General features: G+C 39.9%; 13 protein-coding genes. All 13 read left to right on the top strand.

Annotated elements, in window-relative coordinates:
- Window positions 1–118: 118 nt before the first annotated feature.
- The 13 genes from E2636_RS13570 to E2636_RS13510 all read left to right on the top strand — a co-directional run bounded on the left by E2636_RS13570 (window position 119) and on the right by E2636_RS13510 (window position 12,465).
- Entirely contained in the window at window positions 119–478 is a 360-nt protein-coding gene (locus E2636_RS13570) for a response regulator (RefSeq protein WP_017382123.1), read from the top strand.
- Between the two features lie 153 nt (window positions 479–631).
- Window positions 632–1,489: a class II fructose-bisphosphate aldolase gene (locus E2636_RS13565; RefSeq protein ID WP_134210672.1), complete on the top strand. Its 858-nt coding sequence runs from the start codon at window positions 632–634 to the stop codon at window positions 1,487–1,489.
- 90 nt (window positions 1,490–1,579) lie between these two features.
- On the top strand, window positions 1,580–2,230 hold the full coding sequence (gene fsa, locus E2636_RS13560) for a fructose-6-phosphate aldolase (protein WP_134210671.1): 651 nt from the start codon (window positions 1,580–1,582) through the stop codon (window positions 2,228–2,230).
- A gap of 31 nt (window positions 2,231–2,261) precedes the next feature.
- The gene (locus E2636_RS13555; RefSeq protein WP_134210670.1) at window positions 2,262–3,548 is read left to right on the top strand and encodes a UDP-N-acetylglucosamine 1-carboxyvinyltransferase; all 1,287 of its coding nucleotides are present in this window, start codon (window positions 2,262–2,264) and stop codon (window positions 3,546–3,548) included.
- Window positions 3,549–3,637: 89 nt separating this feature from the next.
- Window positions 3,638–4,606, top strand: coding sequence for a class II fructose-bisphosphatase (glpX, locus tag E2636_RS13550; protein WP_134210669.1), 969 nt, complete (start codon window positions 3,638–3,640; stop codon window positions 4,604–4,606).
- A gap of 118 nt (window positions 4,607–4,724) precedes the next feature.
- Entirely contained in the window at window positions 4,725–6,008 is a 1,284-nt protein-coding gene (rho, locus tag E2636_RS13545; protein WP_017382128.1) for a transcription termination factor Rho, read from the top strand.
- 187 nt (window positions 6,009–6,195) lie between these two features.
- Window positions 6,196–6,411 (top strand): 50S ribosomal protein L31, encoded by a 216-nt coding sequence (gene rpmE, locus E2636_RS13540; RefSeq protein WP_017382129.1) that lies wholly within the window; start codon window positions 6,196–6,198, stop codon window positions 6,409–6,411.
- Between the two features lie 582 nt (window positions 6,412–6,993).
- Entirely contained in the window at window positions 6,994–7,608 is a 615-nt protein-coding gene (locus E2636_RS13535; protein ID WP_017382130.1) for a thymidine kinase, read from the top strand.
- 664 nt (window positions 7,609–8,272) lie between these two features.
- Entirely contained in the window at window positions 8,273–8,434 is a 162-nt protein-coding gene (locus tag E2636_RS19040) for a hypothetical protein (RefSeq protein WP_166669529.1), read from the top strand.
- Between the two features lie 367 nt (window positions 8,435–8,801).
- Window positions 8,802–9,881, top strand: coding sequence for a peptide chain release factor 1 (prfA, locus tag E2636_RS13525; RefSeq protein ID WP_134210668.1), 1,080 nt, complete (start codon window positions 8,802–8,804; stop codon window positions 9,879–9,881).
- Window positions 9,865–10,731: a peptide chain release factor N(5)-glutamine methyltransferase gene (prmC, locus tag E2636_RS13520; protein ID WP_134210667.1), complete on the top strand. Its 867-nt coding sequence runs from the start codon at window positions 9,865–9,867 to the stop codon at window positions 10,729–10,731. Before prfA ends, prmC begins: the two co-directional genes overlap by 17 nt.
- 44 nt (window positions 10,732–10,775) lie before the next feature.
- Window positions 10,776–11,348: a stage II sporulation protein R gene (locus E2636_RS13515; RefSeq protein WP_134210666.1), complete on the top strand. Its 573-nt coding sequence runs from the start codon at window positions 10,776–10,778 to the stop codon at window positions 11,346–11,348.
- A gap of 82 nt (window positions 11,349–11,430) precedes the next feature.
- Entirely contained in the window at window positions 11,431–12,465 is a 1,035-nt protein-coding gene (locus E2636_RS13510) for an L-threonylcarbamoyladenylate synthase (protein WP_134210665.1), read from the top strand.
- The last annotated feature ends 37 nt before the right edge of the window (window positions 12,466–12,502 follow it).

Here is a 12,502-nt window from a genome sequence, read left to right as displayed (position 1 = left end):
GTTCTAATCCTCATTAAAAAATAAAAGAAGTATTAAAAATAATTATTTTATGCAGGAATATGGAAAACATTGTAGAATGAGTACAGTAATACTATTAGTAAAAAAGGGGTAAGTTTTCATGAAACAGTTGCTGATTGTGGACGATCAACAAGGAATTCGATTGCTTTTAAACGAAGTCTTTAAACGAGAAGGATACACTACATTTCTTGCTGCAAATGGAATTGAAGCACTAGATATTGCTGAGAGAGTTAAGCCGGATGGTGTTCTCTTAGATATGAAGATTCCTGGGATGGATGGAATAGAAATTTTAAAAAGAATAAAAACGCGCACTCCAGACGTGCCAGTATTGATGATGACAGCATACGGGGAACTGGATTTAATAAAAGAGGCAATGGATTTGGGTGCTTCTCACTATTTCACAAAGCCATTTGACATTTATGAATTACGTGATGCTGTAAATGAAATGTTAAGAGATTGAAACACGCAGGCAGTGGCAAACGCTGCCTGTTTTTGGTATGATTTAAGAGAAATGCGCAAAGCGCCTTTTAAGCTCGACGACTGAAGCTATTAAAAAGAAAGTAAGCGTGACATTTAAAACCAACTAGTAGACGATAAATTGGAGGGCTTCTTAATGGGCTTAGTATCAATGAAAGAAATGATGATTAAAGGAAAAAAAGAAGGCTATGCAATCGGACAATTTAACATAAATAACTTAGAGTTCACACAAGCTATTTTACAAGCAGCTGAAGAAGAAAAGTCTCCAGTAATATTAGGAGTTTCTGAAGGAGCAGCTAGATATATGGGCGGTTTCATTACCGTTGTTCATATGGTAAAAGGTTTAATGATCGACTACAAAATAACTGTGCCAGTGGCTATTCACTTAGATCATGGTTCAAGTTTCGACAAATGTAAAGAAGCAATTGATGCTGGCTTCACATCCGTAATGATTGATGCTTCACATCACCCATTAGAAGAAAATATTGAAATCACTTCTCAAGTTGTAGAATATGCACATTCACATGGTGTGTCTGTTGAAGCTGAACTTGGAACAGTTGGTGGTCAAGAAGATGACATTATTGCAGATGGCGTTATTTATGCAAATCCACAAGATTGTGCTGAACTAGTTTCTCGTACAGATATTGACTGTTTAGCACCTGCATTAGGATCGGTTCATGGTCCTTACAAAGGTGAACCAAATATAGGCTTTGCTGAAATGGAAGAAATCTCGAAATTATCTGATTTGCCACTTGTATTGCATGGTGGAACTGGAATTCCAGTAAAGGATATTCAACGTTCAATTTCTTTAGGAACATCGAAAATTAATGTGAATACAGAAAATCAAATTGTGGCGACGAAAGCGATTCGTGATTTACTAAATAGTGATCCGGATGTCTATGATCCACGTAAATACTTAATTCCTGCTCGTAATGCAATTAAAAATACTGTACAAGGGAAAATGCGTGATTTCGGAAGTTCTGGAAAAGCGTAATTTCAAAATAAAACACGAAAATGTTTGGAGAAGAGTCCATTTTAGAATAATGCGCCCTTCTCCTCTTTTTCCATATGGAGGAAAGTAAAAATGAAATTTTTTATCGATACAGCAAACTTTGAAGAAATAAAAGAAGCACATGCATGGGGCATTGTATCTGGTGTAACCACTAATCCATCCCTTGTAGCAAAAGAAAACATTTCTTTCCATGATCGCTTACGTGAAATCACTGCTCTTGTTGAAGGTTCAGTGAGTGCAGAAGTTATTGCATTAGACGTAGAGGGAATGATTAAAGAAGGTCGTGAACTAGCTGAGATTGCGCCAAATATCACAGTGAAATTACCGATGACACCTGATGGTTTAGCAGCATGTTCTGTGTTTTCAAAAGAAGGTATTAAAACAAATATCACATTAATTTTCAGTGCGAATCAAGCACTCCTAGCAGCACGTGCTGGTGCAACATATGTTTCACCATTCGTTGGTCGTTTAGATGATATTGGTCATAACGGAATGGATTTAGTTAGTACAATTGCTCAAATTTTTGAAATACACAATATTGATACAGAAATAATTGCCGCATCAATTCGTCATCCACAACATGTGACTGACGCAGCGCTTCAAGGTGCACATATTGGCACTATGCCGATTAACGTAATGAAACAAATGTTTAAACATCCTTTAACGGACAAAGGAATTGATGCATTTTTGGCGGATTGGAATAGCCGAAAAAGTGCAGAATAAGCTAACTCTTGAAATGAATGAAGGTGTAAAAATGGACGTTTTTAAAATTAATGGTCAACAAAGATTACAAGGAACAATTAAAGTAAGTGGTGCAAAAAACAGTGCGGTAGCATTAATTCCAGCATCTATTTTAGCAAACTCTCCTGTCACGATTGAAGGTTTACCGGAAATATCGGATGTTGGAACTCTTAAAGAATTGCTTGAAGAACTGGGTGGGGAAGCAAGGTTTGATGCTGGGACCATGTATATCGATCCAACCAATATGCAAGACATGCCATTACCAAATGGCAACGTAAAAAAATTACGTGCCTCGTATTATTTAATGGGTGCCATGCTTGGCCGTTTCAAAAAAGCGGTCATTGGCTTGCCGGGCGGCTGTTTCTTAGGACCACGTCCAATTGATCAGCATATCAAAGGCTTTGAAGCTCTAGGCGCGAAAGTGACCAACGAACATGGTGCTATTTATTTGCGTGCTGATGAACTACGTGGAGCGAAAATTTATTTAGATGTAGTAAGTGTTGGCGCAACAATTAACATTATGCTTGCAGCTGTAAAGGCAAAGGGTCAAACGACGATTGAGAATGCAGCAAAAGAACCAGAAATCATTGATGTTGCAACGTTATTAAACAACATGGGTGCGAGAATTAAAGGTGCCGGAACTAACGTCATTCGTATAGATGGCGTTGAGGAATTACACGGGACGAACCATACCATTATCCCCGATCGAATTGAAGCAGGTACATTTATGATTATGGCAGCGGTAGCTGGTGACGGCATTACGATTGATAATGTCATCCCATTCCATGTCGAAGCATTAACTGCGAAACTTAGAGAAATGGGCGTCAAAGTTGAAGAAGGCGAAGAAAGTATTTTTATTCCGAAATCAGAGAACTTGCAGGCAGTGGATGTTAAAACACTCGTGTATCCTGGTTTTCCAACGGATTTACAACAACCCTTCTCAGTTCTGATGTCACAGGCAACGGGCTCTTCTGTTATAACTGACACGATTTATTCAGCACGCTTCAAACATATCGATGAGTTGAAACGTATGAATGCAAGTGCTCGTGTCGAAGGGCGAACTGCGATTATTTCAGGTCCAACAAAATTAGAATCTGCTTCAGTTTATGCATCTGATTTACGAGCAGGGGCAGCTCTTGTTTTAGCGGGACTAATTGCTGAAGGCGAGACGGAAATTCGCGACATTTACCATATCGAACGTGGCTACAGCTCAATAATTGATAAATTGCGTGGGCTAGGGGCAGATATTCGTCGTGAAACTTTAGAAGACGCAAAACCTATATTTAAAGAAAAATTCTAAATTAAAAATTCTTCCACTTGCCTCCTATGATATAATGACAGGTGGAAGAATTACATAAATAATTGACCGTATAACGGGAGGCACTTTAAATGGAACGCAGTTTATCAATGGAGTTAGTACGTGTTACGGAGGCCGCAGCAATCGCTTCGGCACGTTGGATGGGCCGTGGCTTGAAAATTGAAGCGGACGATGCAGCAACTACAGCTATGCGTGACGTTTTTAATTCAATCCCTATGCAAGGTGTTGTCGTAATTGGCGAAGGCGAAATGGACGAAGCACCAATGCTATATATTGGTGAAGAACTAGGACTAGGCTTGGGTGGTCCAGCTGTTGATATAGCAGTAGATCCATTAGAAGGAACAAATATCGTCGCATCTGGTGGCTGGAATGCATTAGCAGTGCTTGCAATTGCAGACCGAGGCAACTTACTTCATGCGCCAGATATGTACATGGAAAAATTAGCAGTAGGTCCTGAATCAAGAGGTAAAGTCGATATTAACGCTTCTGTAACGGATAACTTATTAGCGGTTGCTCGTGCAAAAAATAAAGACATCGAAGACGTTGTGGCAACTCTAATAAACCGTCCACGTCATCAAAAACTTATTGATGAAATTCGCAGATCAGGTGCTCGTATTAAATTGATTGATGACGGCGACGTAGCAGGAGCAATCAACACAGCATTTGATGAAACAGGCGTAGATATTTTATTCGGACTTGGCGGCGCTCCTGAAGGCGTTATAGCTGCAGTAGGATTAAAGTGTTTAGGTGGCGAAATTCAAGGTAGACTAGTTCCTCAAAACGAACAAGAATTACAACGTTGTATTCGTATGGGGCTAGACGTAAATCGTGTACTTCGAATGGAAGACCTTGTAAAAGGTGATGACGCAATCTTTGCAGCAACTGGTGTAACAGATGGTGAGCTAATGCGTGGTGTTCAGTTTAAGGGAGCCTATGCAGAGTCTCATTCATTAGTCATGCGTGCTAAATCAGGTACAGTCCGTTTCATAGAGGGACGACACAGCTTGAAGAAAAAACCTCATCATATGATGGAAGTCTAACTTCAATAATTTGTGCCTGACCACATCTTGGTCAGGCATCTTCTACTAAAACCAATTCTTGCAAAACCATCCATCCTGAGTAGACACAACAAAATATGTAAAAGAGTGGTGCCATTTCATGTCAATTTTAAAGATTGCTGACCTAGAAAGTATGACGTTAAAAGAACTGTATGCGCTTGCGCGGGAGTTGAAAATCTCTTACTACAGTAAACTTACGAAAAAAGAACTAATTTTTTCGATTTTAAAAACACGAGCCGAACAAGAAGGCTTTTTCTTCATGGAAGGTGTCTTAGAGATCATTCAGTCTGAAGGCTTTGGTTTCTTGCGCCCAATCAACTATTCTCCAAGTTCAGAAGATATCTATATTTCTGCATCCCAAATTCGACGTTTTGACTTACGTAACGGAGATAAAGTAACAGGTAAAGTCCGTCCGCCTAAAGAAAATGAGCGCTATTACGGTTTATTACAGGTGGAATTAGTGAACGGGGAGGATCCGGATTCAGCGAAAGATCGAGTTCATTTCCCAGCGTTAACTCCGCTTTATCCAGACCGTCATATTAAACTAGAAACTGATTCAAGTAAACTTTCGACACGTATCATGGATCTAGTTGCACCCGTAGGTTTTGGTCAACGTGGATTAATAGTAGCACCGCCAAAAGCGGGGAAAACGATGATTCTTAAAGAAATTGCAAACTCGATTTCCACAAATTATCCTGATGCTGAACTGATTGTGTTACTGATTGATGAAAGACCAGAAGAAGTAACTGATATCGAGCGTTCAGTTAAGGCAGACGTTGTGAGCTCTACATTTGATGAAGTGCCTGAAAATCATGTCAAAGTAGCCGAGTTAGTGCTTGATCGTGCGATGCGTTTAGTAGAACATAAACGTGATGTTATTATATTAATGGATTCAATTACACGTCTTGCTCGTGCTTATAACTTAGTAATACCACCAAGTGGCCGTACATTATCAGGTGGTATTGACCCAGCAGCATTCCATCGTCCTAAACGCTTCTTCGGTGCAGCTCGTAATATTGAAGAAGGCGGAAGTTTAACGATTTTAGCAACTGCTTTAGTAGAAACAGGATCACGTATGGATGAAGTTATTTACGAAGAATTCAAAGGAACAGGTAACTTAGAACTTCACCTTGACCGCAATTTAGCAGAACGCCGAATTTTCCCAGCACTAGACATTCGTCGCTCGGGAACACGAAAAGAAGAATTACTAATTCCTGCTGACCAACTTGAAAAACTTTGGGCAATCCGTAAAACGTTCTCAGATTCAAACGATTTCGGTGAGCGTTTCTTGAAGAAACTAAGTCAATCTAAAACGAATGAAGAATTTTTTGAACAATTAAATACGGAAATGAAAGAAAAAAGAGGCGGTAAAGGCTTACTGTAAAAAAGTGTAGTTCATTCAGTAGTTATTTGAACGACGTACTTGATTTCTTTAAGTATATTTGCTATAATTTGAATCGGTAGAATTATCATACTCTGTAACATATACGACTGAATTAAACGGGTCGTGTAAGGTAACAGTCAAATAAACAACTCTGTTCCAGATGGTTCAGGGCGAGAGGAGATTTAAGATGAAAACAGGAATTCATCCCCAACACAAAGTAGCTACAGTATCATGTTCATGTGGTAACTCATTTGTAACAGGTTCAGTAAAAGAAGACATTAAAGTTGAGTTTTGCTCAGAATGTCATCCATTCTATACTGGCAAACAGAAATTCGCGCAAGCGGATGGACGTGTTGACCGTTTCAACAAAAAATATGGTCTTAAAGAAGATATCCAAGAATAATGATCAAATAGTCGCTTAGAGCTCCGGCTCTAAGCGACTATTTTTTTGTTGTTAGTGTGTCGAACTGTCTACTATTCATTTCGAGTGTTCCGTGAGAGTTGGCCGATTAAAACAAGTTATATAGGAAATGAACAACTATAACAGAAGCGTAGCGAAAATAGGAACAAATAATCCCTTTTAATGGGTGAAGCCGATTAAACCGGGTGTGAAGCCGATTAAATGGCCCGCGAAGCCGATTAAAATGACTACGAAGCGGAATAAACAGCGTCTGAAGCCGAATAAAACCACTCTCTAGCCGAATAAACCAACCACCTATCACAATTTTTGTAAATAGCGTTTTCTTTAGGCTATGATGCTAGCTAGTTTGTCATCTAAAGCTACCCGTAAACCATATTCGATGCATCTTGTTCACTGCCTCAGTCAACTCTTTAAGACGTGACTTGCCAACTCCATCAATTTAACAAGTGAATATTTAGTTTCATAAATCCGCCATAGCATATGTTCTAATAAAAAAAAAGACGGGAAATCAATCTCTATTTTGGGTATGATAGTGCATAGAGAGTTTTGAAAGGAGTGACTTCCATGTATGTGATGTCACAATCTGGCTGGGTTGAAGTCATTTGCGGAAGTATGTTTTCCGGAAAATCAGAAGAATTAATTCGTCGAGTGCGACGCGCACAATTTGCGAAACAAAAAATTGCCGTGTTCAAACCACAAATAGATAATCGATATAGTGAAGAAGAAGTAGTGAGTCACAATGGTGCAAAAGTGATTGCGAGACCAGTCGAGAGCTCAAAAGATATTTGGGCATATATTTCGGATGAATATGATGTTATTGCAATTGACGAAGCACAATTTTTTGATGAAGGCATTGTTGATGTCGTTCAACGTCTTGCAGATCATGGATTCCGCGTAATTGTTGCAGGACTTGATCAAGATTTCCGAGGCGAACCATTTGGACCCATGCCGACATTAATGACTATTGCTGAACAAGTCATGAAATTACAGGCCGTATGCCAAGTGTGTGGGTCGCCAGCAAGTCGTACGCAACGTCTTATCAACGGACAACCAGCAGGCTACGAAGATCCAATTATTTTAATTGGTGCAACTGAAGCTTACGAACCGCGTTGTCGTCACCACCACGAAGTACCGGCGGGTGTTACACATCAAACTTCATTAGTGTACGACAAAGAGTAGCGATTGCTGCTCTTTGTCTTTTTAAATGACTCTGTTAAACGATGTTGTTGAGTAAGGGAGCAGATTCATGCTTTTTTACTAGATCACCTAAGCTTGGGCCCACAGGACGTTGCAAAAGCTCTTGACTCTGTATTTTGCGACGAGTAATCGCAGAAGCAACACGAAGTTGCGTATTTAGCCAAACCTACTACACTGAAGAATATGAGGCCTGATACACGCTGATTTCCGTTCCGAGCGGACGCGTTCCGTGGGGCGTGCGGTGAGCCTCCTCGTCGCAAAAACCGTGCTCCTGTGGGGTCTCACCTGTCACGCTTATCCCACCGGAGTCGCCGCTCTGCACTCCAATCAGCTAAGAGAATATAGGAAACATAAGTTCAAATAGATTCCTACCACTACTTTTGAAGAAAACTTCATAAAAGAAGGGACTTTTAAAGGGAAAGTATGTACATATGTCCTTGGGAAATTTACAGACAACCCTACACATCGCCAAGGGTGCGGTCTCAGAAAAATTGACTATACGGTTTATTAAAATCGGACTCAATCATCTCGAATTACCTTACCAATTACGGATGTAAATCCAACTTATTTACTTTTGAAACAGCAACATTTCATATGTAAAGCGTGTAATTATAGTTTCACTGAAACACCTATCGTTCAAAAGAATATGTATATTTCACAAAATGTAAAGGCACAAGTCATACTAAAGTCTGCTGAAGCACAATCCTTAACGTCTAAGGTAAGAGATTGTTCCATCTCACCTACAACTGTTCAACGCTTGAATAACCAAGCTGCAAAGCAATTTAAACCGTATTATTTTACCCTTTAAATTAAAACCAGCTGATAAACAAAGCGAACAAAAACAATTACGCTCAAAAGGAGCATAATTCTACTTTTAAGCATTTTACTGAATCAGGAAATTTGTATATTCTTATGCAATTTTAACGGGCAATTTTAGTTGATTGGAGTGCAAGATGGCGACTCCAGCGGGAAAAGCGCGAGCTGAAGATCCCACAGGAGCGTGTTTTTCGCGACGAGGAGGCTGAAGCCGTGCCCGCGGAAAGCGTCCATCTGGAACGGAAAGCAACAGGATACTTGACTAATCGTAAGAAAAGACTTTCTTTGCTAGAGTAGCGTTTTTCACTTTTTTTCTATATAGTAGTAGTGTTAATCATATGAACGGATGAGGTGAAAGTATGTTTGATCGCTTACAATCGGTAGAAGACCGATATGATCGTTTAAATGAATTACTCAGTGACCCTGAGATTGTTAATGATATGAATAAATTTCGCGCACTTTCGAAAGAACAGTCGGACTTGCAATATATTGTCGATGCATATCGTGAACACAAATTAGTTAAAGAACAGCATGCTGAAGCAAGAGCTATGCTCGATGATAAGTTAGATTCAGACATGCGTGAAATGGTAAAAGAAGAAATGAATGATTTAGCATCACAAATTGTGGAGCTCGAAGAACGATTAAAATTGTTATTAATTCCAAAAGACCCGAATGACGATAAGAACGTAATAATGGAGATTCGTGGTGCTGCAGGTGGCGATGAAGCCGCTCTATTTGCAGGGAACTTGTTCCGCATGTACAGCCGCTATGCTGAAGCACAAGGTTGGAAGATTAATATCATGGACGCTTCACCGACAGTAATCGGAGGCTATAAAGAAGTAATCTTCATGATCAAAGGACAAGGCGCATACTCGAAACTGAAATACGAAAATGGGGCTCACCGTGTACAACGTGTACCTGAAACGGAGTCTGGTGGCCGTACTCATACATCGACTGCAACTGTTGCATGTCTACCAGAAGTGGAAGAAGTAGAAGTGGATATTCATGAAAATGATATTCGTACAGATACGTATGCATCTTCAGGGGCAGGGGGACAATCGGTTAATACAACGATGTCAGCAGTTCGTTTAACGCATATTCCAACGGGCACAGTAGTAACTTGCCAAGATGAAAAATCACAAATTAAAAACAAGGCAAGTGCAATGGTCGTTCTTCGTGCGCGTGTTGCCGATAAATTCCGTCAAGAAGCACAAGCTGAATATGATGCTGTGCGTAAATCTGCAGTAGGTACTGGAGATCGTTCAGAACGAATTCGCACGTACAATTATCCACAAAACCGAGTAACTGATCACCGTGTAGGTTTAACGATTCAAAAACTGGATCAAATCATGGAAGGTAAACTCGATGAAATCGTGAATGTGTTAATTGTTACTGACCAAACCGAACGACTTGAGCGTATGAATGAAACCAATGTGTAAATATGTTTATGAGGCCCTCGCTCGGGCTTCTTCTTTTTTATCTGAAAATGGAAGAGAAGAAGTGGTCGCGCGTATGCTGCTTCAACATGTGTTAAACAAAACGCACGTCGAATTAATGATAGACATGCGTGAAGAAATCTCAGTACAACAATTTGAGCGCTACTGGTCACTCATTGAAGAACACCGAGCAGGAAAACCTGTTCAATATATTATGGGGACAGAAGAATTTTACGGACGTACTTTTCAAGTAAATCAAGATGTACTAATTCCACGCCCTGAAACGGAAGAACTCATTGTTGAAACGATTTCTCGAATAAAACGTATGTTCAATAAACAATCGAAGTTAAACCTGGCTGATATTGGAACAGGCAGTGGTGCGATAGCCGTTACAATGAAGCTTGAAAACCCAACTTTAGAAGTAACAGCAACGGATCTATCATTTGAAGCGTTAGAAGTCGCTAAATTAAACGCAACTGAACTTGACGCAAACATTACCTTTATACAAGGTGATTTAACGAGGCCAATCTCCGATGAAAAATGGGATATTGTATTATCTAACCCACCCTATATTTCACAAGACGAAGCTCCTACTCTATCAGATACCGTGCTAAACTATGAACCACATCGTGCACTTTTTGCTGATGAAGAAGGACTTTACTTATACAAACGACTGGCGCAAGAACTACCAGCAATTTTGAAACGACCTGCATTAATCGGCTTAGAGATAGGCTACAAGCAAGGTCCTGTCGTGCAATCCATCTTTCAAAAGTCGTTTCCAACTGCACGGGTTGAGATTGTCAAAGATATCAATGGAAAAGAAAGAATGATTTTTTGTGAGATTGTTGAATAATTTATCCACACCTTGTCCACAATGAGCGCAAGGGGGAATGAACAATGATACAAGATTACGAGATTTTCAGAAACGAAGAACCGCAAAAGAAGAGATCTCCATGGATTGAACTGATAATGGCGCTCGTGTTTATACAAACTCTATTATTTTTATTACCATCAGGAAGCACAGCGGCAGATGCAGTGCCGGCAGACGCTGTTCAAATAAGAATTATCGCAAACAGCAATACAAAAGAAGATCAACAAATAAAATCACTTATTTTACAAGAACTTCAACCTCTATTTCAAAAAGCCGCTAACACGGTTCAAACAACGGACCAGCTAGAACTAGAACTTACTCAAGTTTCAGCTGAAATCACACAAAAAGCACAAGCCATTACGGAGCAAGCTATTCACATTAGCTTAGAAGAAGCATTGATTCCACCAAAATCAGATGGAACTTACTTTTATCCACAAGGTTTCCACCAAGCGCTCGTTCTGACGATTGGAAATGGTAAAGGAGACAATTGGTGGTGTGCGTTATTTCCAAAAGTTTGTTATCAAGAAGAAGAACAAACAGTGAAAGAAGAGCCGGTGAAGTTTTGGACATGGGAGTGGATAAAAAAGAAGTTTTGGTAAGAGTTATCCCCAATCCTGCACCTAGTTATCAACAAGTTGTGAATAACTAGCATCAAATCGCGAAAGAAAGGTGAATTATCGCATGATAACGACACGACTAATTGTGGATAACAATGTGAATAAAACGCAAGCTTATACACAAGCTGTGGAAAAATTAATTCAAGGCGAAATTGTTGCATTTCCAACTGAAACGGTTTATGGATTAGGCGCTATTGCAACGAATGAACAAGCTGTAGCAAAAATTTTCGAAGCAAAAGGAAGACCTTCAGATAATCCGTTGATTGTCCACGTTGGGGAAGCACATCATATTTTAAAGTATGTTAAAGATATTCCGCAAAAAGCTAACGACTGCATAGAGACCTTCTGGCCAGGACCGTTAACTGTCATATTAAACGCAATTCCCAATACGTTTGCTCCAAATGTTACGGCAGGTTTGTCGACAGTAGGATTACGCATGCCTGATCATCCTATTGCACTAGAATTACTAAGAAGACTAGGTCAACCTGTTGCTGCACCAAGTGCAAATCGCAGTGGCAAGCCGAGTCCAACGACAGCTCTTCATGTTGAAAAGGATTTACAAGGACGTATCCCACTGATTTTGGATGGTGGTGCTACCGGTATCGGATTGGAATCAACAGTAGTTGACTTCACTGTAGACCCTCCAGTTATCCTTCGACCAGGCGGTGTTACAGCACAAATGCTGCGTGATGTAATCGGAGAAGTAATTGATCCTGATACAACAACAGTGGAAGATGAAACAGTACCACGTGCACCTGGTATGAAATATGCACATTATGCTCCTGATGCTCCAGTGTTTTTAATTGAACCAGACCACGAAGCTGTAGAAAATGCCATTACATCTATACATATGAAACATCAAAAAGTTGCTTTATTAGCACCCGATGAATTTAAACAGTACCATGCAGACTGGTTCTTTTCGCTAGGTAATCAACAAAACCTAGAAACTTCAGCACGTCATTTATATGCTCATTTACGTTCATGCGACGATACGGTGACAGATATTATTCTGGTGACGGTTCCGATAAAAACTGGCGTTGGTGCAGCAATTTTAAATCGATTAGAAAAAGCTGCAAATGGAAATTGGTGGCACTCCTAATCTCTTCCTATTCTGCATATGCTAATAGCAATGCAAA

The organism is Paenisporosarcina antarctica, assembly GCF_004367585.1.
Taxonomy (GTDB): Bacteria; Bacillota; Bacilli; order Bacillales_A; family Planococcaceae; genus Paenisporosarcina; species Paenisporosarcina antarctica.
The sequence above is the reverse complement of the archived record's forward strand: the minus strand, read 5'-3'. Positions and strand labels throughout refer to the sequence as shown.

Coding starts and splice junctions, on each gene's coding strand:
- E2636_RS13555 (WP_134210670.1), top strand. CDS start 2,262: ATGGACGTTTTTAAAATTAATGGTCAACAAAGATTACAAGGAACAATT.
- rpmE (WP_017382129.1), top strand. CDS start 6,196: ATGAAAACAGGAATTCATCCCCAACACAAAGTAGCTACAGTATCATGT.
- prfA (WP_134210668.1), top strand. CDS start 8,802: ATGTTTGATCGCTTACAATCGGTAGAAGACCGATATGATCGTTTAAAT.
- E2636_RS13570 (WP_017382123.1), top strand. CDS start 119: ATGAAACAGTTGCTGATTGTGGACGATCAACAAGGAATTCGATTGCTT.
- rho (WP_017382128.1), top strand. CDS start 4,725: ATGTCAATTTTAAAGATTGCTGACCTAGAAAGTATGACGTTAAAAGAA.
- E2636_RS13510 (WP_134210665.1), top strand. CDS start 11,431: ATGATAACGACACGACTAATTGTGGATAACAATGTGAATAAAACGCAA.
- glpX (WP_134210669.1), top strand. CDS start 3,638: ATGGAACGCAGTTTATCAATGGAGTTAGTACGTGTTACGGAGGCCGCA.
- prmC (WP_134210667.1), top strand. CDS start 9,865: ATGAAACCAATGTGTAAATATGTTTATGAGGCCCTCGCTCGGGCTTCT.
- E2636_RS13535 (WP_017382130.1), top strand. CDS start 6,994: ATGTATGTGATGTCACAATCTGGCTGGGTTGAAGTCATTTGCGGAAGT.
- E2636_RS13565 (WP_134210672.1), top strand. CDS start 632: ATGGGCTTAGTATCAATGAAAGAAATGATGATTAAAGGAAAAAAAGAA.
- fsa (WP_134210671.1), top strand. CDS start 1,580: ATGAAATTTTTTATCGATACAGCAAACTTTGAAGAAATAAAAGAAGCA.
- E2636_RS13515 (WP_134210666.1), top strand. CDS start 10,776: ATGATACAAGATTACGAGATTTTCAGAAACGAAGAACCGCAAAAGAAG.
- E2636_RS19040 (WP_166669529.1), top strand. CDS start 8,273: ATGTATATTTCACAAAATGTAAAGGCACAAGTCATACTAAAGTCTGCT.